Raw genomic sequence first — 24,740 nt, 5'->3', positions numbered from 1 at the left:
TAGTCTGTGAGGGAGAGCCTTATGCGTGAGTTCAGTGAGACCGAGCTGCTGCTGGAGCTTGAGCCCGTTGTCGCGGGTGAGCTGGACCGCCACCACGCGGTGGCCAAGGAGTGGTTCCCGCATGAGTATGTCCCCTGGGCGGAGGGGACGAACTACGACGGCGTCTTCGGTGGCGAGGCCTGGGCCGAGACCGACTCGAAGATCCCCGAAGAGGCCCGGATCTCCCTCATCGTCAACCTGCTGACCGAGGACAACCTCCCCAGCTACCACCATGAGATCGCCACGACCTTCGGCCGCGACGCGGCATGGGGCACCTGGGTCCACCGGTGGACGGCCGAAGAGGGCCGACACGCCGTCGCGATCCGCGATTATCTGACGGTCACCCGCGCGGTCGACCCGGTCGCGCTGGAGCGCGCCCGGATGGTGCACATGGGCGAGGGTTTCACCAACTCCTACGACGGTGTACTCCCCTCGCTGGCCTACGTCTCCTTCCAGGAACTGGCCACCCGGATCTCCCATCGCAACACCGGCAAGGCCTCCCAGGACCCGAACTGCGAGCGCCTGCTCGCCAGGATCGCCGCCGACGAGAACCTGCACATGCTCTTCTACCGCAACCTGCTCAACGCGGCCTTCAAGCTCGCCCCCGCCCAGACCATGCGGGCCGTGACCGACGTGGTCACCACCTTCCAGATGCCCGGCACCGGGATCGAGGGTTTCACCCGCAAGGCGATGACCATCGCCAACGCCGGTATCTACGACCTGCGCCTGCACATCGACGACGTCCTCATGCCCGTCCTGCGCCAGTGGGGCGTGTTCGAGATGACGGATCTCGACGCCGACGGTGAGAAGGCCCGCGATGAGCTCTCGGAGTTCCTCGCCCGCATCGAGACCTCCGCCTCCCGCTTCGTCGAGCGCCGCGAGGCCCGCCGCGCCCGCCAGGCCGCCGGCGCCTGATCCCCTCCCCCGGCCTGATCGTTCTCCAAAGAGGGACCGCTCCCGAGCGGTCCCTCTTGGCGTCCCGGCCAGGACTCGGCTCTCAGGCGGTCGTGACCAGTTCGCGGGCCTGGGCGCGGTCGGCTCCGGGCCGCAGGCTGCGCAGGAAGGCCAGCACGAGCAGGGCGGCCAGGCCGGTCGTGACCGGAGGGACAAAAAAGGCCAGGGCCTCGCCGAAGCGGTCCACGAGCTGACCGGCGACGGCCGCACCGAGGGCGATGCCCAGCCCGACGGATCCGTTGAGCCAGGCGAACGCCTCGGTCCTGACCTCGGCCGGGATCAGGCCCTCCACCAGGGTGTAGCCGGTGATGAGGGCGGGGGCGATGACAAACCCGGCCAAGACCGCCCCGCCGTACAGCAGCGGGATGGATCCGGCGAGCGTCAGGGCGACGGTGGCCGCGGAGAGCAGGCCGAGGGTGGCGGCCAGCCTGGCCGGGGCGCCGATCCGCCAGCTGACCACGCCGTAGAGAATGCCACCGACGAAGCTGGCGCCGGAGAAGCTCGCGTAGATCGGCCCGGCGGCGGCGGCGTGGCCGAGGGCCGCGGTGTAGGAGGTGATGCCGACCTGAAGGCTGCCGAAGACGGTGCCGAGGGCGACGAAGGCCACCGCGAGCACGGCCACGCCGCGCAGCCGCAGCACCCCGTGCTGGGAACGGACCCGCACCGGCATCGGCTCGGGGGCGCCCTTGCGGACCGCGGCGAACACGAGCGTCCCGGCCACGACCATGACCAGTGCCACGAGCAGCGCCCAGACCGGCGAGAAACCGGTCGAGATGGCCACCAGCAGCACCGGCGCGAGGGTGAAGGTCAGCTCGTCGGTGATGGACTCCAGGGCGAAGGCCGTACTCAGCCTGCCCGAGCCGCCGAGCACGTGCGCCCAGCGGGCACGGACCATCGAGCCGACCTGCGGCACCGTGGCGCCGGCCAGCGCCGAGACGACCACCAGCGGGACCGCCGAGACGCGTGCCGAGGCGAGGAGCAGCAGGGCGCCCAGCGCGGCGGCGTGCACGACGACCTGCGGGATCAGCACCTTCGCCTGGCCGTACCTGTCGGCGAGCCGTCCGGTCTGCGGGCCGACCAGCGCCGGTGACACCGCGGCAGCGGCGGCGGCGATGCCTGCCGCGCCGTACGAACCGGTGGACCAGTGCACGAGCAGAAGAACCCCGAGCTGGAGCATCGCGTACGGCAGGCGCGCGATGAACGCGGGGACGAGGAAGCGCCATGCTCCGGGCGAGCCGAGCACGGCGAAATACGACTTCAACGGATCTCCATCCAACATCCAGACGGAGACTCCGCCCGGCTCGGAAGCCCGCCGGGGGTGACGGGCTTCGACCGGGGTGATACCGCTGTCGCGGCCGCCGAGCGGTCAGTGCGTGTGTTCGTACGGGGTGTGCGTCCGTTCAGAACACAACGGCCCCAGAGTTTATGCCACAAAACATGCCCGGCCTCCGGTGGGGTCTGCCGTCACGCGTCAGGACCGGAGTCTTCCCCGACCTCCGACGGGACGTGCTGTCACGGATCAAAACTGGAGGCCTTTCTCGGCCTACGGGTGGAATGTGCCCGTCACGAGTCACGGCTGGATGCCTTCTCGGCAAGGCCGAGATCATCCGGGATCACATCCCACGAGGAGCCGGGGCGAACGACCGACCGAAGGGCCGGCCAGGCCAGGATGGCGAGGGTGGCGGCCAGGGCGGCCACCGCCACCATCGCCCCGGAGAGGCCGGTCGCCTCGGCCCAACGTCCGACGTAGACCGGCCCTGCGAGGAACCCCAGGTAGGCCACGGTGGTCACGATGGACGTCGCCCGCCCCCGCGCGGCGTCGTCGACGTGTGCGGTGACAAGGCTGATCAGCGTGGGAAAGAGCACCGCCGTACCGGCCGCGGCCAGGGCGAGCCCGAGCAGGGCGATCGGCACGGCATCGGCGACGGCCACCACCAGGGTTCCGACACCGGCCGTCGTGGCACCGGCGACGAGCAGGGGTGTGGCCCGGCGGGATCCCACCGAGCCCGCCGTGAAACGGGTGAGGGCGACGATGGCGGCGAAGACCGCCGGGCCGGCCGCGGCGAGCACCGGGCCCGCGGCGAGCATGTCGGCGAGATAGACCGCCCCCCAGCTCTGGTGGGCGTTCTCCAGGCCGAAGGCCAGCGCGCCCAGCCCGCCGATCACCAGTAGGGGCAGCAGGCGCACGCCTGCCCTTCGCGACGCGGGCCCACGTGCCGCATCGCGCTCCGCTCCCGCCAAGACCGCCCGCCCCTCCACGCCCGGCACCGCCGGAGCGGACCGCCCATCCGCGCCCGGCATCGTCGAAACGGCCTGCCCGCCCGTCCCCGGCACCGTCGAAACGACCCACCCGCCCGCGCCCGGCAGCGCGGAGGCCGCCCGTCCGTCGGCCATGACGGCGAGACCCGCTCCCACCAGGAGGGCCGCTACCAGGAGGAACGGCACGATGACCGGTGTCCCGAGACCGGCCAGCAGCCCGGTGGAGAGACTGCCGAGCACCACCCCCGCGGAGAAGAACCCGTGTGCGCGGATGACGACCGGTCTTCCCGCCGCTCGTTCGGCCGAGCCCGCCGCCGCGTTGATGGCGACGTCCGCCGCACCGGAGGACGCGCCGAGCAGCGCCAGTCCCGCCGACAGACTCAGGAAGTCTCGCGCCGTGGCGGCCACCGCCACCCCCACCGCGCCGAGCACCACGAGCAGGGCGGCCGTCACCCGATATCCCCAGCGATCCACCGCCCTTCCGGTGGCGAGCATCGTGGGCAGAGCCCCGGCACCCACGAACAGCAGCGCCGTCCCCAACTGGCCGTCACCGATCTCCGCCTGGGCCCGGATCGCGGGCACCGAAGCACCCCAGACCCCCCAAAAAGCACCGAAGGCGGCGAAGCTTACGCAGGCGGTGCGTGCGCGGACGGCGCCCTTCGGAATCGGCATGTGTGTAACGATACACAAAGATCATAATCCTGAATAGATATCCTCTGCTCATGAGCGAGACGGCGGCCCGGCGGCGAGCGACCATGGTGGAGGTCGCCCATGCGGCCGGGGTGTCGGTGATGACCGTCTCCTACACCTACGGCCGGCCCGAGCGGGTCTCCGCCGACACCAGGGCCAGGGTCCGCGAGGCCGCCGAGCGCCTCGGCTACCCGGGCCCGCACCCCGGAGCGCGCTCACTGCGCCGGGGCCGTACCGGCACCCTGGGCGTCGTCCTCGGCGAGCACCTCACCTATGCCTTCGACGACCCGCAGGCGACCCGCTTCCTGTCCGGCGTCGCAGGGGTCTGCGCCGACCACGGCATGGCACTGACCCTCGTCCCCATCACCGGAGGCCCCTCCGACGTCGACCGGGTCACCGAGGCGGCCGTCGACGGCTTTGTCGTCTGGACCACCGCCGACGACGACCCCGTCATCGACGCCATCGCCGCCACCGGCCTGCCCGCCGTGGTCCACGGCGGGCCGCGCCGTGACGGCCTCTCCTTCGTGGCCGTGGACGACCGGGCCGCCGCCGAGGCCGTGGGCCGCGAGGTGTTCGCGGGCGCGCGGCGACCGGCGGTGCTCAGCTTTCCGCTCGACCGCGACAGAATCTCCACCGTGACCTTCGGCGCCGCGACCGCGGGCACCGTTCCCGGCGCCGCGTCCGGAATCGACCCCGACGCCACAACCGCCGGCGCCGCGTCCGGGATCGACCCCGACGCCGCGACCTTCCGGGTCACCCGCCGGCGTCTGCTCGGCTTCCGCGACGCCTGGGCCAAGGCCGGCGGCGAGTGGTCGCAGGTCCGCGTGGCCGTCTGCTCGATCAACAGCGCCCGCGAGGCCGAGGCGCTCGCCGCCGAACTGCTCACCGGCCCGGACGCCTGCGACGCCATCGCCGCGATGGGCGACGAGCTGGCCCTGGGCACCCTCCGCACCGCCGCCCGCCTGGGGTTCGCCGTTCCCGGCGACGTCACCGTCAGCGGCTGGGACGACACCGACGCCGCCGCCCCCGCCGGGCTCACCACCGTCGCACAGTCCCTACGCGACCAGGGCGCCCGCTGCGCCCGAATCGCCCTCGGCCGTCTCACCTCCACCGACCGGGACGCCGAGGTCGCCTGGAACCTGGTCAGACGCGCCTCCACCCGTCGGTCCCAGCGGCGCCGCGCACAACCTTGACCGGGTCGCCCCGTGACCGGTGACAGCACCTGCCCCCGGAACAACCCGGGCAAGGTTCGGAGACACTCCACCGGCTTGCGCCCGGATCCGCCGGAGTTCGATCGCGTCGGCCGTACGGGGCAGCACAGGTCAGCGCGGCACCGCGCGCACCCATCCGCGGTCGCCACCCAGGAATCCGGACATCGTCAGGCCCGCCTCACCGAGTTCCGCCTCAAGGAAGTCGTCGTCGAGGCGCCGGCTGAGGAAGAAGTGGGTCCAGCGCCGGTCGTCGACCGTGTACTCCATGGTGGCGGCGAGGAGATCGGGCTCCGGCCGGCTGATCTCCGTCATGCGGACGGTACGGCCGTCGTCGGTGTCCCGTTCGAAGGGCCGGATCGTGTCGTACCACTCGGGAGGCTGGCGCTGCAGGATCACGCACCCGTCATCGGCGACGTGCTCGCGGCAGGTCCTCAGAAACGCCCGGCGCAGCTCGTCGTCGGCCGTCTCGATCACGAACGACATGAGCAGGACGACGTCGAACGTTCTGTGGAGGGCCAGGGACTGGATGGAGGAGCAGACCGTCTCGGCCCCCCTGACATGTGCGAGCATCTCGGGTGACTCGTCCACGGCGACCACCTTGTGCCCGAGGGCCAGGAGGCTGTGCGTGATCCGGCCCGCGCCCGCGCCGAGCTCAAGGATGGACGCCCCCTCCGGGATCGCCGCGTGAATGCGCTCCGGCTCACCGCTGGGCGTGAGCATCGCGTAGTAGTCGACCGCGCAACCGTCCGGGGTGATCGGTCCTGGGCCGGTGCCGTGGTAAAGCCGTCGTGATTCCATGACCGCCATCCTGCGCGACCATCCCGCTCGACGGACGGCCGTAAGGCGCTCAAAATGAACTTCTTCAGCCAATGGCCGGCCTCATCGACGGCATCCGGCGGGAGGAGGTTCCCGGCCGATTCGCAGGCGCGTCACCGCAGGTCGAATGATCTCTTCGGCCTGAACGGGTCCTCACCGACAACGGTAAGGACGATCTTTCCGGTCGTACGGCCCGCCTCGCCGATCTCGTGGGCCTTGGCCGCCTGTTCGAGCGGCAGAACCGTGTCGATCTCGACGCGGAGCCGTCCCGTCTCGACGAGCGACGCGATCTCCCTCATCCCCGCCTGGTCGGCCTCGACGATCATGAACCCGGCCCGGAGACCGAGCGCGTGCGCCTCGGACGCCAGGTACGCCTCGGCCGGTGAGGCGAGCGACACGACGATGCCGCCGTCGCGCAGGGTCCGAAGTGAGCGTGGCCCGTAGTCACCCCCGATGGTGTCGATCACTATGTCGACGTCGCGGACGGCCGACGCAAAATCGACCTCGGTGTAATCGACGACCTCGTCGGTGCCGAGGCCGAGGACAAAGGCGTGCTTGGCCGAGCGGGCGGTGCCGATGACGTACGCGCCCCGCGCCTTGGCGATCTGGACGGCGAGGTGGCCGACGCCGCCCGCCGCCGCGTGGATCAGCACGCGCTGACCCGGACGTACGTCGGCGGTCTCCACCAGCGCCTGCCACGCGGTGAGCGCGGCCAGGGGAAGCGCGGCGGCCTCCACGTGGGAGAGCCCGGCCGGTTTGCGAGTGAGATGCCGCGCCGGGGAGGTCACGTACTCCGCGTACGTGCCCGCCTCCTGAGGGTGCCGCGGCATGCCGAACACCTCGTCGCCGGGCTTGAACATGGTGACGCCGATCCCGACGGCCTCGATCACGCCGGACACGTCCCACCCCAGCCTGACCGGCGAGTCGCCCAGCAGCCCCCCGGTGGCCCGGTTCCACCAGTCGGTCGGGTTGACTCCGGCCGCGTGGACCCGGACGAGCACCTCCGAAGTGCCCGGTTCAGGACGGTCCACCTCGACCACCTTCAGCACTTCGGGCCCTCCCAGCGATTTCTGACCGATGGCGCGCATCGTCACGTCCCCTTGCTCTCGTTCGGTTCTCCCGCCGGTGTGCGACCAACGGTGCTGGAATCGGCCGACGCCTGCGAGTGGCCAGATAGCCAACATATGAAAGAATCCGGCCATGCATCGAGTCGTCGTACTGGCCCTTGAGGGTGTCTATCCGTTCGAGCTGAGCATCCCCGTCCGGATCTTCGGCACCGCGGTCGGAGAGAGCGACGAGCCGCTCTACGAGGTGATCACCTGCAGCCTCGACGGCGGTCCGGTCACGACGGGCGCCGACTTCGCCGTCACCGTAGAACACGGGATCGAGGCCTTCGAGACAGCGGACACCCTGGTGATCCCTCCGTTCACGTGCGACCCCGGGGAGGGCAGGAACTGGCTCCCCGAACCGCTGGCCGATGCGTTCACCCGCCTCCGGCGAGGCACCCGCATCGTGTCGATCTGCACCGCGTCGTACGTCCTCGCCGCCGCGGGCCTGCTCGACGGCCGTCAGGCGACCACGCACTGGAACGAGGCCGACCATTTCCAGCGGATGTTCCCCAAGGTCAAGGTCGATCCGGACGTCCTGTTCGTCGACGACGGCGACGTGCTCACCGCGGCGGGGGTCGCCGCCGGCATCGACCTGTGCATGCACATCCTGCGTCGCGACCACGGCAGCGAGGTCGCCAACCGGGTGGCTCGCCTCTGCGTCGTACCGCCGTGGCGCGAAGGCGGCCAGGCGCAGTTCATCCGGCGTCCGGTGCCCGAACCGTCGGCGACCACCACGTCGTCGACCCGCGCATGGGCGCTTGAGCAGCTCCATCGGCCGCTCTCGCTGGCCGAACTGGCCGGTCACGCGCGGATGAGCGTCCGCACGTTCTCCCGGCGCTTCCGCGACGAGGTGGGGATGACCCCCGGCCAGTGGCTGACCCGGCAACGGGTCGAGCACGCGCGTCGCCTGCTGGAGACCACCGACCTGCCGGTGGATCGCGTCGCCGACGAGGCGGGCTTCGGGACCGCCACCTCTCTGCGCCAGCACCTGGTGGCCACGACCGGCGTCTCGCCCACGACCTACCGCCACACGTTCCGCGCCGACGACCACGCACCGGTGAGCACACCGTGCTGATCGGCTTCCGGAACACCCGCCGCCGTCCGCCCGCGGCCGGATACCCGTGGCGACAACCTCGAACCGGCTGAACCCCTTCGCGATCGCGCCGCGCATCCGCTGGGACGCGCCGTCGAGTCAGCCGGCCCGTCGCCCTGCTCCTGACAATACCGATTACACACGGAAATTTTATTTTGTCGATGAAGTGGTCACCGCACGGAGACCGTTGTCCGTACGCTGACGAGATGATCCTTTCTGTTGTATTCGACGTCGGCGAGACGCTGCTCGATGACAGCCGGGAGTTCGGCGCGTGGGCCGACTGGATCGGCGTACCGCGCCACACGTTCTCCGCTGTTCTGGGGGCCGTGACAGCGGCGGGGCGGGACAGCTCCGAGGCCTTCGCGTATTTCCGGCCCGGCTTCGATCTTCACCTTGAGCGCCGGCGTCGTGAGGACGCCGGGGTGGGAGAGAGCATCGAGGAGTGCGATCTCTACGCGGACGTGCGTCCCGCGCTTTCCGCCCTGCGGGAGGCCGGGCTGTGGATCGGCGTCGCCGGCAACCAGACCCCGAGGGCGGCCGAACTGCTCCGGAAATTGAACCTGCCGGTGGACCTGATCGCGACGTCCGGCGAGTGGGGGGTCGCCAAGCCGGATCCGGCCTTTTTCCGGCGGGTCATCGAGATGGCTCCCGGCGGTTCAGCGGAGATCGTTTACGTGGGGGATCACCGCGACAACGACATCCTCCCGGCGAGAGCGGCCGGTCTCCGTACCGCTGCCATCCGTCGTGGCCCCTGGGGGCACCTCTGGGCGAGTGACCCCGCGTTGATCGAGGCCGCCGACCGGCGGATCAACTCCCTTTCCGAGTTACCCGCACTGCTCAGCCAGGACCGACGAATGGCCTGAACCCCTCATACGAGACGTCTGCGCCGAGTACCGTTCCAGGGAAATATAACGGAGCGGAGTTGATGTGTCTCTCCCCGAATTCGTTCCCACCGGCAGGCGTATAGCCGCCGTCCGCACCGGTCGTCGGCTGAGCCAGGTGCAACTCGCCGCCGCCGCGAACCTGTCGGCCAGCCTTATCCGCAAGATCGAGCAAGGGAGCAGGCGCGCGACTCCCGCCATACTCATCGCCGTCGGCGACGCACTCGACGTGGACCCGAGCCGTCTCACCGGGGCCCTCCCTCCGACCGACAGTCGCGTGCACGCCGCGATCCCCGGCATCCGGCAGGTCATCGGCTCCTTCGACCTGCCGGAGGACGGTCCGATCCGTACGCTCCGGGAGCTGGACACCGCAGTCCGGGCAGCGGTCACCTGGCGTCTCGAATCCCAGTACACCAAGCTCGCGAAGGCACTCCCCAGCCTCCTTCCAGAGCTCATCCGGGTCTTCCACGCGCATACGGGTCGCGAGCGGGAGCGCGCCGCCACGCTGCTCGCGCTGGCCTATCGTGCCGCCGACGGGGTCGCGTTCAAATACCAGTACCTCGATCTCTCGTCGCGCATCATCGAGCTGATGCGCTGGTCGGCCGCCATGAGCGGCGACGAGTTGGTGAGCGCCGCCGCGGCCTACGTCCGTACCGAGGTGTTCTTCGCCGACCACAACCTCGGCCCTGCGCTCCGTGCGCTGGAGGTGGCGGCCGCTCAGGTGAACCCGGGAGCGTCAACCGCCGCCGCAGCCGCCTACGGGTCGCTGCACATGCGCGCGGCGGTGGTGGCCGGAAGGTCGGGCAAGGCCACGACGGCCTGGGACCACCTGGGCGAGGCGAAGGAGAGCGCCCGGCACGTGCCGGAGGGCGTGTACCACGGCACGGCCTTCGGGTCGTCGTCCGTCCGCATCCACGAGGTCTCCGTGGCCGTTGAGCTCGGGGACGGCGAGCGCGCGGAGCGGGCGGCGGGAGGCTGGACACCACCGCAGGCGCTACCGGCGGAGCGACGTTCCCACTACTACATCGACCTGGCTCAGGCCCAGCTCTGGACGGGCAGGCGCGACGATGCCTTCGCCTCACTGCAACGGGCGCGGAAAATCGCGCCCCAGCACACTCGCGAGCATCCCCGGGTCCGCGAAATGCTGATCACCTTGCTGCGGCTCCAGAGGACGCCACCCGATGCCTTCCTCAGCTTCGCCGCCTGGGTGCGCGCGATCTGACAGAGAATCACCACTGACACACTCTGTGTCACTCGCGGGGGTGTCCGACGGTCAGTCTTGTAGAACATCACTCCTCAGTCCATCAAGGAAATCCCGTGCCAGTGGATACGCAACAGGTCATCGACTACCTGAGCAAACTCGGCAACGAACTGGAGAGCCGCAGATTCTCCGTACTGCTGAGCACGGCCAAGGGGCGGCCCCACTTCCTTACCGTCATCAATCCCGCGGCCCCCGCTCTGAGCGAGAACGTCATGGCCCTGCCGGACGCCAAAGGCGTGCTCTGGTTCTGGTTCCCCTGGCGAACGGCCATCACCCCGGCATCCGACATCGTCGCCGCGGCGGACCGCGTTGAGCGCGTCCTCGCGGAAGTCGGGCGACCGGCCTCCTGACCGACGCGGCGATATGGCCGGCGACCGGCCTCAGTCGGGTTGCGGCCGGTCAGCTGCCATATCGCCGCGTCTCCTGCCTCGCCGATCGTCATGACCGCGATTGACCGCGACTCGCCGTACTCCTTCCTTGAGGTACGGCGCAGCGGAAAAGCCCGCACGGCGCCGTGTTGGAGGGCCGGAACCGTGCGTTGTGGGGGCGCGAGCCATCGGGGATCGTGGCTCGCGCCCCCACTTTCATCCGCTGGGACACTGGCCGGATGTTCACCGAGAGCGTTGTGGCCGTGTCCGCCGAACCCGTCGTGGAGCTGTTCGTCGCGCAGACACCGGGTCCCGCCGATCGCACCCTGCTGGTGATCCACGGAGGCCCCGACTGGGACCACACCTACCTGCGCGAACCGCTCGCGGAGCTCGCCGGCCGCCACCGGGTGATCCTGGCGGACCTGCGCGGCTGCGGGCGTTCCACCCGTGGCCTCAGCGACGACCGGTACACCCCCGCCGCGGCCACCGCCGACCTCGTCGCCCTGCTGGACGCGTTCGGCACCCCGCGGATCGACGTCCTGGGCTTCTCCTACGGAGGCCTGATCGCCCAGCGTCTGGTCCTGGCCGCGCCCGAGCGCGTCCGACGGCTCGTCATCGCCTCCAGCAGCGTTCTGCCGGTGCCCCCTGACGCCTTCGACGGCTGGCACGAACGCGAGGAGCGGCGCGCTCCGGAGGCCGCCGTATGGTCTGACACGTCGCTGTCCGGCCCCGAACTCACTCGCGCGGCGGCGGTCGCCGGGGCGGGGGCGAACGTCTGGCGCCCGGAGGTGCTGCCCGCCTACCTGGATCGCCTGGCGGGTGTCCACTTCTCCGGGGAGTGGATGCGCTCCTGGAGGGTCGGCGCCCTGCCCACCGCCCGTCATCCGGACGCGGCCCAGCGGCTCGCGGCCCTCGGCGTCCCTCTGCTCCTGCTCCACGGCCGGCAAGACATGATCTTCCCCGTGGCCCTGGTCGACGAGACCACGAGGTTGATTCCCTCGGCCCGTGCCGTGGTGATCGAGGAAGCGGGCCACATGGCCCACGTCGACCAGCCCCGCGCGTGGCTCGACGCCGTCGCGGGCTTCCTGTCCTGAGGCTCATAACGCTCCGAGGCTGCCGGTGATCAAGGTGCTATAGGATTTCGCGCCATGCAACGTATGACCGGAATGTTGATCGGTGCGGTTTTTGGGACGGTTTTTGTGATCGTCAACGCACACAGCCCCCTGAACACAGTGGTTGGAATCGTCCTTCGGGTGGCCGCCTCCGTCAGCCTCGCCTGCGTCATCGCCATGTGGGTCCTTGCCGGCAGGCGAGGAAGGGCCGAGGGAGCCCAACCGGCCGGTATTCCGGGGCCGCCGGCGGCGAGGATGTTCAACCGGGGCTACTGGCTGGTCGTCGTCGCCGAGGTCGTCCTGCTCTTCGGCGGGATCGCGGTGTTTCGCGCCTGGGAACGGCCCGAGGAGACCAACGTCGCCTGGATCGCGTTTGTCGTCGGTGTCCATTTCATCGCCTTGGCACCGGCCTGGAAGCACCGCGGCATCATCCTGCCCGGTGTGATCCTCAGCCTGTTCGGTGTCGCCGGGCTCGTCCTGTCGGCGACATCCGCCGTCGAATGGGTGCCCTTCGTCAGCGGCGTGCTGTCCGGCGTGACCCTCCTGGCGGGCTGCCTGTTTTTCGCCCGGCGCGGTCTGGCGTCCCTCTCCGTGCAGGACCGGGTCGCCGTCGTCAGCGGCGGCGACACCGACTGATCACCGGCTTGGCTCTCCTGCCGTCAGAGGCGACAGCGTCACGGCCGCCGGCGTCGTGCGCCGGTCACCGGCGCCGGAGAGCCGGGCTCAGTTGCCCACGCCGAGACCGGACATGAACGCGGACGGGTATCGGTCGCCGCGGGCCGCGCTCGGGGGCACCGGAACGCTGCAGAGTCGGGCCGCACACTTGATCACTGGTCGGTGGGCTCGGGGGCTTCGGCTTTGCTGTGGAGGACCTCGCGGGCCTGCTCCGCGGCGCGGAGGAGGCTCTCGGTGACGAAGTCGAGGAAGCGGGCGGTGTTTTCGAGGCGGGTGGCGGCCGGGGTGCCGGGGCCGAGGATGGCGACGCCCTGCCGTGCGGTCTCGACGAGTTGGTCGTTGGCTCGGGCGCTGGCGATCGACGACTGGTACCAGAGGTCGTCGTCGACGACGTAGCGCTCACGGCGGCCTTCGTCGCGCTGCCGACGGACGAGGTCCTGGCTTTCGAGGAACGTGATCGCTTTGGAGATGGACGCCGGGCTGACCTTCAGACGCTGGACGAGCTCGGACGTGGTGATGCTGCCCGCGTCGGTGGTGTAGATGCAGCCCAGCACCCGGGCCATCATCTTGGGCAGGCCCGATTGCATGAAGACGGTGGTGAGCGTCTCCTCGTACTCGCGCACGGCCTCGGCGTCGCGTCCGTAGGGCTGCGCCGGCGCCTGCGACCCCTGGGGCGCGGCCGGGCTGCGCCGGTGGGTGCGGCGTTCGGTGGCGCGGTGGGCCAGGTCGGCGCGGTAGGCGGTGGGGCCGCCGTTGCGCATCACCTCACGCGTGATCGTGGAGGTGGGACGGTCCAGACCTCGGGCGATCTCGGCGTAGGCAAGGCCGTCGGCCAGCCCCAGCGCGATCTGCTGGCGGTCCTGCTGGGTGAGTCTGCCTCCCGGCATCGCGATCTCCTTCGTGTTCCCTGAGGCCCTCACCATAGCGTTCACTCTCACTCCATTGCAACACACAGGAGAACTGCCGTTGCATTCTCTTCAATGCCATCGCAACGATTTTTCAGCTTCTACCTGCAAAGATATCGATTGCTCGCAACGAGCATGTTGCCTTGAAATGGAATGCAACGTAGCGTTTCCACTGTCAGAAACAACAAGGCGCAGGAGCACACCATGCAGAAGTTCGCCACCCCCACCCCGATCACCACCATCATCGACATCCCCGCCGGCCGCCTCCAGCTCATCGCCGCCGACCGCACCGACACCACCGTCGAGATCCGGCCCACCAACCCCGCCAAAACCCGCGACGTCCAGGCCGCCGCACAGACCACCGCCACCCACACCGACGGCATCCTGCGCATCCACACCCCCCCGCCCACCCACCAGCTGTTCGGCCCCTCCGGCTCCCTGCAAATCACCGTTCAGCTACCCACCGGCTCCCACCTGAAGGCCACGGCCGCCGCCGCCGAACTGCGCGGCGTCGGCCGCCTGGGCGACCTCACCGTCAACGGCGCCCACCACCAGATCAAAATCGACGAAGCCGCCGGCGTCCATCTCACCGCGATCGACGGCGACGTCGAGATCGGCCGCCTGGGCGGCCCCGCCGAGATCAGCACCACCCGGGGCGACATCCGCATCACCGAGGCCGTACGCGGCACGGTGGTGCTGCGCACCCAGTCCGGTGACATCTCGATCGGTGCCGCGGCCGGGGTGTCGGCCGCGCTGGACGCCGGTACCGGCTACGGCCGCATCAGCAACGCCCTCACAAACAACGGCAGCGCCGATCTCGACATCCGTGCCACCACCTCCCACGGCGACATCACCGCCCGCAGCCTCTAAACCCACCCCCTCCGACCTCGCACCCTCCAACCGGCCGTCGCTCTCCCCTTATGCGACATTTCATCATCCGGTGATAATTGGTGACCGCGGATGAGAGGGATGAATGTGGACCGGGAAGTCATCGCGATGGACGGAGGCGGGCGGCCCACCTGGAGCGTCCTGCTCCTCTGCGGCGCCTCCGGGACCGGGAAGACCCAGGTGAGCTACCCGCTGGCACGGCACTACGGGGTCCCGATCGTGGAGGTGGACGACCTCGTCGAGGCGCTGCAGGCCATGACCACACCGGAGCAGCAGCCGATCCTGCACTACTGGCGCACCCACCCCGAAGCCGCGCGGCTGCCCCCGGCGGACATCGTCGAGCTGCAGGTCGCCGTCGCCGAGGCGCTCGTTCCCGCGGTGGACGCGATCGTGGGAAACCACCTGGAGACCGACACCCCGGTGATCATCGAGGGAGACTACCTCCTGCCCTCCCTCGCCACGCGCGACGGTTTCGCCGGGATCCCCGCCAAGGGACGGGTCGCCGCCGTGGTCCTGCACGAGCCCGACGAAGCCCAGATCGTGGCGAACTACCTGCGCCGCGAACCCGGCCTCGGCGAGCAGCTCCAACGCGCCCGGGTGAGCGCCCTCTACGGTGATCGCCTCACCGAGCAGGCAGCGGAGGCGGGCGTCCCGACGGTGACCGCGCGCCCCTGGGCCGACGTGATCGAGCGCGTCATCACGGCCGTCACAGGCACTCAGTAGGCTCCGCTGCATGTCCTCTCGCACCTCCCCCGCTCGGCCGCAGCGTTTGAAAGAGCCCCTCGCCCCCAAAATGGGGGCGTCGCTCCCCACCGCGGGGCTCCTTGAGCGCGATCTCGAGGACGACGGGGTGTATCGGTCGCTGGAGTTCAGGGGGTCCGACCTGTCGTCCCGCGACGCGGACGCGGTCGAGTTCGAGACCTGCCGCTTCGTCGACACGCGGTTCTCGGGGACGAAGATGCGCCGGGGCGGCTTCTCCAACGTGGAGTTGGAGCGCTGCGACCTGTCCGGCATGGCGGCCAGGTCGGCCTCGATGCACCGCACCCTGGTGTCCGCCAGCCGGTTGACCGGCATGACCTGGTCGGAGTGCGGGTTCAAGGACGTGACGTTCGACTCCTGCCGCGCCGACCTGACCGCGTTCCGGTTCTCGACGTTCAAGAACGTCGTCTTCCGCGACTGCGCCATGCCGGAGATCAACTTCCAGAACGCGGATCTGAGGGGGGTCCGGTTCGAGCGCTGCAACCTGACGGAGGCCCAGTTCTCCGGGGCGCAGATGGAAGGCGCCCGGTTCGCCGACTGCGTGCTGCTGAAAATCGGCGGGGTGACCAGCCTCAGGGGCGTGATCATCAAGAGTCAGGACGCACAGGGGCTGGTCTACAGCCTGGCGAGCGCGATGGGGATCACCATCGAGGAGTAGGCGATTCGCCCTCCACCGCGTCCCCGTCCTGAGCAGGTGTTGTACCTTCAGGGTGGGGCAGGTGTCACGCACCGTGAACACCGCTCCCGCACGAATGCTCGGCACGGACCCGCCGATCGCACGGCCCGGAATGAACCGCCGTTCGCGATCGGCACACCGGTGCCACCTCTCAGTCGCCTCTCGGCTGCTCGAAAGGAAAGCACATGCGCACTGCACATCGGATCGCGCTCGCGGGTGCGACCGCCATCGGCCTTTCCCTGTCTCCGGGGATCGCGATCGCCACTCCGGATATCGGGGTCACCGGCAAGACCATCGCTCAGAAGACCGTGGCCGGAAAGGATTACATCCTGCGGGAGATCACCATCAAGCCCGGCGGGAGCACCGGCTGGCACTACCACGACGGGACGCTCCACGTGCTGGTGAAGCAGGGCGCCCTCACCCACACCGGCCCCAGCTGCACAAAGACCCAGACCTACGGCGTCGGCAGCACGTTCGTCGAGTCCAGCGGGGCCGATCACGTCCACGTCGGCCGCAACCTCGGCTCCACGCCGCTCGTGCTCGACGTCCTCTACGTGAACCCGGCGAAAAGCCCGCTGGCCGAAGACGTCCCCAACCCCGGCTGCGTCTTCCAGTAGCTCGAAGGTGGTCCCCTCACCGTCGACCGGATCACTGACACCGAGGCCCCCGCCCGGCAACGTCTTCCAGCGGTTCGAGGGCAATCTCAGTTCACCGACGAGTCGCCCGGGTGCAGCGCCGACATCTTCAGCTGGACGTGCACGATGGTGTACGCGGCGACCGGCTCACCGGACACACCGACCGCGTCTGGGCCGTCGCCGTCGGCCTGGTCGGCGGTTTTCCCGTCGCCGTCAGCGGCAGCCGCGACGAGACGGTACGGGTGTGGAGTCTCGCCCCGCCCTTCCCCGCTCCCGGCTCCTGACCCGTCCGGGCCCCCGGAACCTCGCCGCCAAACGGCCGGCCACGCAGAACCCGTTCGACGGCGACACCCTCGCCGTCACCGTCGAGAAAGACCCCGTTTTCCGCCGGATTGGACCGTGGCGGATTTCTCAGCCGCACACAATTTTGTCGCGACCACCCGAAGCGTGGTCTCTCGCGGAATGCGCGGAAAATATGCGCGAGGTGGCCAGAAGAAAACACATCACCCTATCGATATCCACCGTCGCATAACGGAGATGATGCGCTCCGGCGACCAGACGAGTGGTCTGGCACCACGGACCTCGAAGCAATTCAAGCTCCTTGGCCATAAAGATAGGAAATTTTCATTTGCCTTCTCGAAGACAAAATTCTTCACAACACAGAAAGAAAATATATAAGTTCCCATGCTGTCAAGATCGCATCACGGCCGGGAATGACCGCGAGCCCCGCCCGTGCTGCACCATTTCGCATAGGAGCGTGGCTCATGCCATCGAAGCGACAATTCATCCGAACCACGGCCGGCTGCGCCTTCGCAGCGGCCGCCGTCCTCGGCCTCGGAGGTTTCTCCTTCCCGCAGCCGAACGTTCCGGGCCCCCCGCCTCCCCCTCAGCCCTCGGTGACAGAACCACCCTCCGTGCCAAGGGCCCGCGCCCTGACGGCCGATGAGATCCGGAAGAGGGGGCTGGACAAATACATCGACATGTCCCGCCAGAAGGAAACACCTCCCACTCTGGCCGACGCCTCACAGGGCAAACTCGCCGGGAACATCCTCGCCCCGGCCAAGAGGCCCTCAAAGGTCAGTGCGGGGAGATTCGCGTCAGGCTGCTGGTATCTGGAGGCGGGATATGGAGCCGCCAATATCACGGGGACCGCTTCCCACACATGGTGCGGTGACGGCAGTTGGGTCACGTACACCTCGGCAAGCTGCACCGGGAGCACGAGCTGGCCTACCTACAGGTATGAAAGCTGCCAGAACAACCAGAGCTACGGGGTCGGCTGGAACATCTGGGACGTCACAGATCGATGGCGTTTCTGCACGTCTTATAATCCGTACACAGGCGCGTGCTCCGCTCGGATAAACCCGTGGCAGCAGAATCGCTATGGCGCGAACGGGCAGGTTTGGCTTCTCGGGTGGGGCGGCTAGCGGGACCGGTTCCGCATCGGTTTCAAACGCGCATCTCATTGCCACGGCGACGGCGCCGGCCTCATCACGGTCGGTGCCGTCGCCGCACCGTTTCCGGATGTCGTCTCCCACCATCCGTTTCCGAGTGTCATCTCCCGCCGTCCAGCGACAGCCGCGTTCTCCTCACCGCCCTCGCGGCAGATGGCAGGACGGCCGCCTTACCGCTCTCGACACCCCGTGACAGCTTCGGTCCGCCTGAGTCCGCTCGAGACCTATGGTCTAATTTCATCACTTGTTGACTTCCCCGTCGGTTCAGATTAACGTTGCAGACACGCACTAGTTGCAGTGATGCAAGGAGTTGTCCGATGGATCCGATGGACCCCGAGACCCCGGCGGTCAGCGCGGAACGCGATCGCCTGGCCGACGACATCGGCGACTTCCGGCGAGCCCTGATCCCCGGCTTCCTGCTCCACCTGCTGCGCGGATTCGAGGGTGACGAGCCCTCCGTGATCCAGATCGCCACGCTCTACGTCCTCGATCACCCCTCCGCCCCGACGCTCCGCGAACTCGCCGAACGCATCGACCGATCGGTCTCCGCCACCAGTCGCCTGGTCGACCAGCTCGTACGGCGAGGCCTGGTCGACCGGCACGAGGACCCCGATGACCGCCGTGCCCGGCGGATCGCCCTCACCAAGCGCGGCACGGGTTTTCTGCGGGAGTTCGAGCGTGCCAGGGCCGACGCCCAGCTGGAAGTCATGGCCCATCTGACCGCCGAAGAACGCGAGCTCGTGACCCGGGCGATGGCGCTGCTCGGCGAAGCCTCAAGGAGACGCCCCCATGTCCATCCCACTCATCCTGAAATTTGATGACATCGGGGCGGACCTGCTGCCCCTCGTCGGCGGCAAGGCCGCCAACCTCGGCGTGCTCACCACCGCCGGCCTCCCCGTTCCCCCCGGTCTGTGCGTCACCACCGAGGCCTATCGCCGGATCACCGAGCGGGCCGGTCTGGAAGACGTGCTCACGATGCTGGCCGCGACGCCCGCCCGGGACATCACGGCCCTGAACGCGCTGGCCGCACGGGCCCGCGGCCTGGTGCTCTCCGCGCCGGTCCCGGACGACATCGCCGACGCCGTACGGCAAAGCGCGCACGGTCCCGTCGCGGTCCGCTCCTCCGCCACCGCCGAGGACCTGCCGCACGCCAGCTTCGCCGGGCAGCAGGACACCTACCTCAACGTGATCGGCGCCGACGCCGTGCTCGACGCGGTCCGGCGCTGCTGGGCCTCGCTCTGGACCGACCGGGCCGTCGCCTACCGCGCCGCGAACGGCGTCGATCACCACACGGTGCGGCTGGCCGTGGTCATCCAGGAGATGGTCCAGTCAGAGGTCGCCGGAGTGATGTTCACCGCCAACCCGGTCACCGGGCGGCGCCGCGAGGCGGTGATCGACGCCGGCCCCGGCCTCGGCGAGGCCGTGGTCTCCGGCGCGGTCAACCCCGACCACTTCGTGGTGGACACCGCCACCGGGCGGATCACCGAACGACGGCTCGGCGACAAGCGGCTGGCCGTACGGTCCCTGGAAGGCGGCGGCGTCGAGCACGTCGAGGCCCCGATGGAGGAGGCCTGTGTGACGGATGCCCAGGTCGGGGCGCTGGCCGACCTGGGCCGCCAGGTCGAGGACCACTACGGATCCCCGCAGGACACCGAGTGGGCCATCGACGCCGACGGCACCCTGTGGCTGACCCAGTCACGCCCGATCACCACCCTCTTCCCGATCCCCCGGCACGCCGGACCCGCCGGACCCACCGGACCCACCGGACCCACCGGACCCACCGGAGGAGACCACCCGATCGGGCTCGGTTCCGCGCCGGAGGGAGGGGCGACGCGCGGGATCACCGATGCCCGTGCCGTCCCCAGCGGCGCGGCGGGATCCGTCGCCTCCGAGGACATCCGAATCTACTTCTGCTTCAGCGTGGCCCAGGGGCTCTACGCGCCGATCACCCCGATGGGCATGTCGGCCTTCCGGCTGCTGTCCTCGTCCGCCGCCGGGCTGCTGGGAGCTTCGGTGCCCGACCGGTTGTCCGGGGCTCCGCTGTTCGCCGAGGCGGGCGGGCGATTGTTCATCGACGCCACCGGGCTGGTCCGCGGCAAGGTGGGCCGGGCGCTCTTCCCCAGGGTGCTCGACGTGATGGAGGCCAGGTCCGCCAAGGTCCTGCGCGGCCTGTTCACCGACCCGCGGTTCAGCGTGACCCAGCGCTCCGTGCGCCCCACCCTGCGCCGGCTCGTCAGGCTCGGGGTCCGCTTCCGGATCCCGCCCCGCGCCCTACACGCCCTGTTGAAGCCCGAGTCGGCGCACAGGCACGTGGACCAAGTGGGGTCGGCTCTGCGCGAACGGCTGGTCTCCCCGGCGAACGCCACGTCCCTGGAGCGGCTCGACCGCGTCGAACGGGTGCTGGGCACCCAGGTCATCCCGGTGCTGCCGGAGATCTTTCCGGGGGCGGCGGCCGGGTTCGCCATGCTCGGCCTGGCCTTCCGCCTTCTCGGCGACCGCGCCCGCCCCGGCGAGCTCCAGACCGTCCTGCGGGGGCTCCCGCACAACGTGACCACCGAGATGGACCTGGCCCTGTGGCACCTGGCCGAACGGATCCGCAAGGACGAGACCGCCACGTCGCTGCTGCTGAGCGCTCCCGCCGCCGAGCTCGTCAAGCACTTCCACGACGGGTCGCTGCCCGGCGTGGTGGATCGGGGCCTGAGGGAGTTCCTGTCCGTCTACGGCGGTCGCGCGGTCGCCGAGATCGATTTCGGGGTGCCGCGCTGGTCGGAGGACCCGACGCACATCATCGGCGTCCTGGCCAACTATCTCCGGCTGGAGGACCCGGCGCTGTCCCCCGACGCCCTGTTCACCAAGGGTGCCGCCGAGGCCGCTCTCATGATCAAGACTCTGAGCTCCCGCGCGGGGGGCCTCCGCGGCCGGACCGTCCGCTTCGCCCTGGGCCGGACACGGGCCCTGGCCGGCCTCCGCGAACTGCCCAAGTACTACCTGGTGACCGCGCTGGCGGCCCTGCGCGCCGAGCTGAGGATCATCGGCGCCGATCTGACCGCCCGCGACCTGCTCTCCTCGCCCGACGACATCTTCTTCCTGACCTTCGGCGAGGTCAGGGCCGCCCTCGACTCCACCTCCGGCCCCACCGCACTGCGCGCGCTCGTCTCCGAACGGCACCGGGACGCCGCCCGGGAGCTCCGCCGCAGGCATGTGCCCCGCGTCATGCTGTCGGACGGCACCGAACCGGAGGCCGTCGCCACGCAGGCGCCGGTGGACGGCGCGCTGACCGGAACCCCGGCCTCCGCGGGCCGCGTCACCGGAGTCGCCCGGGTGGTCCTCGACCCGATCGGCGCCCATCTGGAGCCCGGCGAGATCCTGGTCTGCCCCTCCACCGACCCCGGCTGGACCCCGCTGTTCCTCACCGCGGGCGGCCTGGTGATGGAGATGGGCGGCGCCAACTCCCACGGCGCGGTGGTCGCCCGTGAGTACGGCATTCCGGCGGTCGTCGGCGTGGCCCATGCGATCGACCAGATCGTCACCGGCCAGACGATCACCGTCGACGGCACCTCGGGCGCCGTGATCACAGCCGTACCCTGACGTCCTCTCCGGCTGTGAAACCCGCTGTGAAACCCGGGGATTCCAGCACTCGATCTTCCAGCCGGGCCTGCCGGTTCGCGGTTCACCGGCCGGGCGACCTCGAAGCCTCCCCGGCCCGAAGGACGGGGCGTCCGCCCTGAACATCCGGTGACGGAGTGGGCCCTCGTGCTCAACCGGTCCGGCGCGGCAACGGTTCGGACCCCGTGCCTGCGACAATCGCCGTGACGGGTCGGCGAGGCCGACGAGCGCCTCCTGTCAGACCGTTCAGATCGGCGATGCCGACGAGTGCCTCCTGTCGGACCGTTCAGAAAGGCAGCCACATGCCCCGCAGCCAGGTCGCCGTGCTCGGCGAGTGCGTCGCCGACGCCTTCGTCTCGGGAAGCCCTTCGCAGGCCGGGCCGGGAAGCACCTCGCAGGGCGAGCTCGCCCTGCGCGTCCTGCCCGGCGGCAGCCCCGCGAACACCGCGGTGGCACTCGCCCGCCTGGGCACCTCCGCCCGGTTTCTCGGGCGGATCTCCCACGACTCCTTCGGCGCCCTGTTCCGCGCCCACCTCGGCGCCTCCGGGGTCGATCTGACCGGTTCCGTCACCGCCGAGGAGCCCAGCACGCTGGCGGTGGCCACCCTGGACGAGTCGGGACAGGCCGTCTACACCTTCTACGCGGAGGGCTCCGCCGACTGGCAGTGGACCGCGGCGGAGCTGACCGCCGAGCGGCTCGGCGACGTCTCCTGCCTGCACACGGGCTCCCTGGCCCTGGTCCGCGCCCCCGGCGCCGAGCCCGTCGAGGAGCTCCTGGCCGAGGCCGCCGCCCGCGCCACCGTCTCGATCGACCCCAACGTGCGCGCCGGGTTCGTCGATCTGGCCGTCTACCGGGAGCGGATGACCCGGTGGTGCGCGCTGGCCGACATCGTCAAGCTGAGCGACGACGACCTTGAGCAGATCCATCCGGACGAGCCCTTCGAGCGGATCTGCGACGCCTGGCACGCCGCGGGCGCCCGCCTGATCGTGATCACTCGCGGCTCCCGGGGCGCGACCGTCTCCCTCGACGGCGAGCGGGCGACGGTGCCCGCGCCTCCAACGGACGTGGTGGACACGGTCGGCGCGGGCGACTCCTTCACCGCGGGACTCCTGCACCGGCTGCACACCTCCGGCCGGCTCGGCGGCCGGCTCGGCGATCTCGACCTCGACCAGGCCAGGGACGCCGCCGCCTTCGCCTCCCGGGTCGCCGCGCTCACCTGCTCCGTGGCCGGGGCCAACCCGCCGTGGGCGCGTGACCTGGCGGACGAGGCGCCTCGGCCGACCGTGTGACCCGGCCGAGCGTCCGGAAGACGGCGCACGACCTGGCCGAGGGATGTCTCGACCAAGCGGTTGGGGAAGGGAGATGATGGCGAGATGCCGTACGCTGACGCCTTCGCCCGCAGCATCACCGACCCCGAGGGCTTCTGGGCCGAGGCCGCCGAGGCGGTCACCTGGACCAAAGCGCCCCTTCAGGTGCTGGACGCGGGAAACCCGCCCCTGTACCGCTGGTTCCCCGACGGGGAGCTGAACACCTGCTTCAACGCGCTCGACCGGCACGTCGAGGCGGGTCACGGCGACCGGGTCGCGCTGATCTACGACAGCCCCGTCACCGGCGCCTCGGGGAAGCACACCTACGCCGAACTGCTCGATGAGGTCGCGAGGTTCGCCGGGGTGCTGCGCCTCCTCGGGGTGGGCAGGGGCGATCGGGTGGTGATCTACATGCCGATGATCCCGGAGGCGGTGATCGCCATGCTGGCGTGCGCGCGGCTGGGGGCGGTGCACTCGGTGGTGTTCGGCGGATTCGCGCCCAGGGAGCTGGCGGCCCGGATCGACGACGCGCAGCCCACGGTCATCGTCTCGGCCTCCTGCGGGATCGAGCCCACCCGCGTCGTGCCGTACAAGCCGATGCTGGACGCCGCCCTGAAGCTGGCCGAACACCCGCCCGCGCGCTGCGTGATCCTGCAGCGCGAGCAGGCCCCGGCGGAGCTCGTGCCCGGCCGGGACGTGGACTGGGCGAGCGCGGAGGCCGAACCGGCCGAGTGCGTCCCGGTGAAGGCGACCGACCCGCTCTACATCCTCTACACCAGCGGAACCACCGGCCGGTCGAAGGGCGTGGTGCGCGACAACGGCGGGCACGCGGTGGCGCTGCTGTGGAGCATGACGAACATTTACGACATCCACCCCGGCGAGGTGTTCTGGACGGCCTCCGACGTCGGCTGGGTGGTCGGCCACTCCTACATCGTCTACGGCCCGCTGCTGCTCGGCGCCACGACCCTGCTGTACGAGGGCAAGCCGGTCGGCACCCCCGACGCGGGCGCGTTCTGGCGAGTGATCGCCGAACACGGGGTGAGCGCGCTGTTCACCGCGCCGACCGCGTTCCGGGCGATCAAGAGAGAGGACCCGTCCGCGGCCCTGCTCGGTGGCCACGACATCTCGTCACTGCGGACGCTCTTCCTCGCCGGAGAGCGCCTGGACCCCGACACCTACCACTGGGCGTCGGACAGACTGGGCGTCCCGGTCGTCGACCACTGGTGGCAGACCGAGACCGGGTGGCCCATCGCCGCCAATCTGCGCGGCCTGGAGCCCATGCCGATCAAGGCGGGCTCCCCCACCGTACCCGTCCCCGGTTACGACGTGCGCGTGCTCACCCCCTCGGGCGCCGACTGCGCCCCGGGCGAGGAGGGCGCGATCTGCGTACGGCTGCCGCTGCCGCCCGGCACGCTTCCCACGCTCTGGCAGGACGACGAGCGCTACGTCAAGTCCTACCTGTCGGCCTTCCCCGGCCACTATCTGACCGGTGACGGCGGCTATCTGGACGAGGACGGCTACCTCTTCGTGATGGGCCGCACCGACGACGTGATCAACGTGGCCGGGCACCGGCTGTCCACCGGGTCGATGGAGGCGGTGCTGGCCGCGCATCCGGCGGTGGCCGAATGCGCGGTGATCGGAGTGGCCGACGCCCTGAAAGGCCAGGTCCCTCACGGCTTCGTGGTGCTGAAGAGCGGGGTGGAGACCGACCTCGACTCCCTGCGGGCCGAGCTGATCCAGGCGGTCCGGGATCAGGTGGGCGCCGTGGCGGCGTTCAAGAAGGTGGACGTGGTCCCCGCGCTGCCGAAGACCAGGTCGGGAAAGATCCTGCGCAAGACCATGCGCGGTATCGCCGAGGGAGCCGACGAGCCCGCGCCCCCGACCATCGAGGACGCGACGGTGCTGGACGTCCTGCGCCCGATCATCGGACCGCACCGGAAGCCGTAGGAGACCTCGGACCCGGCCCCCGTCCGCCGCATCGGATGCCGTCGTCCGTACGACCCGTCCGAATGCCGTCATCCGCACGAACCCGCCTGGGGCGAGCA

22 protein-coding genes are annotated in these 24,740 nt (G+C 70.1%); 17 read left to right on the top strand and 5 right to left on the bottom strand.

The genetic code is table 11. The features are described 5' to 3' along the window. The first annotated feature begins 21 nt into the window (after positions 1 to 21). Positions 22 to 954 (top strand): acyl-ACP desaturase, encoded by a 933-nt coding sequence (locus tag CHC08_RS16200; RefSeq protein ID WP_089208096.1) that lies wholly within the window; start codon positions 22 to 24, stop codon positions 952 to 954. Between the two features lie 82 nt (positions 955 to 1,036). Here the strand turns inward: CHC08_RS16200 and CHC08_RS16195 are convergent, their stop codons facing one another. Next, the gene (locus CHC08_RS16195; protein ID WP_143653234.1) at positions 1,037 to 2,254 is read right to left on the bottom strand and encodes an MFS transporter; all 1,218 of its coding nucleotides are present in this window, start codon (positions 2,252 to 2,254) and stop codon (positions 1,037 to 1,039) included. 302 nt (positions 2,255 to 2,556) lie between these two features. Next, positions 2,557 to 3,924, bottom strand: a complete 1,368-nt coding sequence (locus CHC08_RS16190) for an MFS transporter (protein WP_179282068.1) — start codon at positions 3,922 to 3,924, stop codon at positions 2,557 to 2,559. A 50-nt stretch (positions 3,925 to 3,974) separates the two neighbouring features. On the opposite strand from CHC08_RS16190, the gene CHC08_RS16185 reads away from it, so the two are divergent. After that, positions 3,975 to 5,135 carry a LacI family DNA-binding transcriptional regulator gene (locus CHC08_RS16185; protein WP_089208094.1) on the top strand — a complete coding sequence of 387 codons (1,161 nt, stop codon included), beginning with the start codon at positions 3,975 to 3,977 and terminating at the stop codon, positions 5,133 to 5,135. A gap of 129 nt (positions 5,136 to 5,264) precedes the next feature. Here the strand turns inward: CHC08_RS16185 and CHC08_RS16180 are convergent, their stop codons facing one another. Together CHC08_RS16180 and CHC08_RS16175 are read right to left on the bottom strand one after the other, a co-directional pair. Continuing rightward, entirely contained in the window at positions 5,265 to 5,951 is a 687-nt protein-coding gene (locus CHC08_RS16180; protein WP_089208093.1) for a class I SAM-dependent methyltransferase, read from the bottom strand. Positions 5,952 to 6,082: 131 nt separating this feature from the next. Then, entirely contained in the window at positions 6,083 to 7,057 is a 975-nt protein-coding gene (locus tag CHC08_RS16175) for an NADP-dependent oxidoreductase (protein WP_089208142.1), read from the bottom strand. 112 nt (positions 7,058 to 7,169) lie between these two features. Between CHC08_RS16175 and CHC08_RS16170 the strand changes: the two genes are divergently transcribed. From CHC08_RS16170 to CHC08_RS16145, 6 genes are all read left to right on the top strand, one after another. Continuing rightward, positions 7,170 to 8,153 carry a GlxA family transcriptional regulator gene (locus tag CHC08_RS16170; RefSeq protein ID WP_089208092.1) on the top strand — a complete coding sequence of 328 codons (984 nt, stop codon included), beginning with the start codon at positions 7,170 to 7,172 and terminating at the stop codon, positions 8,151 to 8,153. Positions 8,154 to 8,377: 224 nt separating this feature from the next. Beyond that, positions 8,378 to 9,034 (top strand): HAD family hydrolase, encoded by a 657-nt coding sequence (locus tag CHC08_RS16165; protein WP_089208091.1) that lies wholly within the window; start codon positions 8,378 to 8,380, stop codon positions 9,032 to 9,034. Between the two features lie 64 nt (positions 9,035 to 9,098). After that, positions 9,099 to 10,274, top strand: coding sequence for a helix-turn-helix domain-containing protein (locus tag CHC08_RS16160; RefSeq protein WP_089208090.1), 1,176 nt, complete (start codon positions 9,099 to 9,101; stop codon positions 10,272 to 10,274). A gap of 95 nt (positions 10,275 to 10,369) precedes the next feature. Continuing rightward, positions 10,370 to 10,663 carry a hypothetical protein gene (locus CHC08_RS16155; protein WP_143653233.1) on the top strand — a complete coding sequence of 98 codons (294 nt, stop codon included), beginning with the start codon at positions 10,370 to 10,372 and terminating at the stop codon, positions 10,661 to 10,663. Positions 10,664 to 10,920: 257 nt separating this feature from the next. Then, positions 10,921 to 11,775, top strand: a complete 855-nt coding sequence (locus tag CHC08_RS16150) for an alpha/beta fold hydrolase (protein WP_089208088.1) — start codon at positions 10,921 to 10,923, stop codon at positions 11,773 to 11,775. Between the two features lie 159 nt (positions 11,776 to 11,934). Beyond that, positions 11,935 to 12,429, top strand: a complete 495-nt coding sequence (locus tag CHC08_RS16145) for a hypothetical protein (protein ID WP_179282067.1) — start codon at positions 11,935 to 11,937, stop codon at positions 12,427 to 12,429. 191 nt (positions 12,430 to 12,620) lie between these two features. Here the strand turns inward: CHC08_RS16145 and CHC08_RS16140 are convergent, their stop codons facing one another. Continuing rightward, the gene (locus CHC08_RS16140; protein ID WP_089208141.1) at positions 12,621 to 13,355 is read right to left on the bottom strand and encodes a GbsR/MarR family transcriptional regulator; all 735 of its coding nucleotides are present in this window, start codon (positions 13,353 to 13,355) and stop codon (positions 12,621 to 12,623) included. A gap of 222 nt (positions 13,356 to 13,577) precedes the next feature. Between CHC08_RS16140 and CHC08_RS16135 the strand changes: the two genes are divergently transcribed. From CHC08_RS16135 to CHC08_RS16090, 9 genes are all read left to right on the top strand, one after another. Then, entirely contained in the window at positions 13,578 to 14,243 is a 666-nt protein-coding gene (locus tag CHC08_RS16135; RefSeq protein WP_089208087.1) for a DUF4097 family beta strand repeat-containing protein, read from the top strand. A 105-nt stretch (positions 14,244 to 14,348) separates the two neighbouring features. Continuing rightward, positions 14,349 to 14,984 carry a hypothetical protein gene (locus tag CHC08_RS16130; protein WP_245878353.1) on the top strand — a complete coding sequence of 212 codons (636 nt, stop codon included), beginning with the start codon at positions 14,349 to 14,351 and terminating at the stop codon, positions 14,982 to 14,984. 10 nt (positions 14,985 to 14,994) lie between these two features. Further along, positions 14,995 to 15,678: a pentapeptide repeat-containing protein gene (locus CHC08_RS16125; RefSeq protein WP_089208086.1), complete on the top strand. Its 684-nt coding sequence runs from the start codon at positions 14,995 to 14,997 to the stop codon at positions 15,676 to 15,678. Positions 15,679 to 15,881: 203 nt separating this feature from the next. Next, on the top strand, positions 15,882 to 16,313 hold the full coding sequence (locus CHC08_RS16120; RefSeq protein ID WP_089208085.1) for a cupin domain-containing protein: 432 nt from the start codon (positions 15,882 to 15,884) through the stop codon (positions 16,311 to 16,313). Positions 16,314 to 16,423: 110 nt separating this feature from the next. Beyond that, the gene (locus tag CHC08_RS16115; protein WP_089208084.1) at positions 16,424 to 16,615 is read left to right on the top strand and encodes a hypothetical protein; all 192 of its coding nucleotides are present in this window, start codon (positions 16,424 to 16,426) and stop codon (positions 16,613 to 16,615) included. 1,484 nt (positions 16,616 to 18,099) lie between these two features. Next, entirely contained in the window at positions 18,100 to 18,600 is a 501-nt protein-coding gene (locus CHC08_RS16105; protein ID WP_245878352.1) for a MarR family winged helix-turn-helix transcriptional regulator, read from the top strand. Continuing rightward, a complete protein-coding gene (locus tag CHC08_RS16100) occupies positions 18,572 to 21,370 on the top strand; it encodes a PEP/pyruvate-binding domain-containing protein (RefSeq protein ID WP_089208082.1) in 2,799 nt (932 codons plus the stop codon). The genes CHC08_RS16105 and CHC08_RS16100 overlap by 29 nt, the downstream gene beginning before the upstream one ends. A 320-nt stretch (positions 21,371 to 21,690) precedes the next feature. Then, the gene (locus tag CHC08_RS16095) at positions 21,691 to 22,677 is read left to right on the top strand and encodes a carbohydrate kinase family protein (RefSeq protein ID WP_089208081.1); all 987 of its coding nucleotides are present in this window, start codon (positions 21,691 to 21,693) and stop codon (positions 22,675 to 22,677) included. Positions 22,678 to 22,761: 84 nt separating this feature from the next. Continuing rightward, positions 22,762 to 24,642: a propionyl-CoA synthetase gene (locus tag CHC08_RS16090; protein WP_089208080.1), complete on the top strand. Its 1,881-nt coding sequence runs from the start codon at positions 22,762 to 22,764 to the stop codon at positions 24,640 to 24,642. Positions 24,643 to 24,740 lie beyond the last annotated feature (98 nt).

Source organism: Streptosporangium subroseum, assembly GCF_900188345.1.
Classification (GTDB): domain Bacteria; phylum Actinomycetota; class Actinomycetes; order Streptosporangiales; family Streptosporangiaceae; genus Streptosporangium; species Streptosporangium subroseum.
Note: the sequence above shows the minus strand (reverse complement) of the source record. Positions and strands in the feature narration are given on the sequence as shown.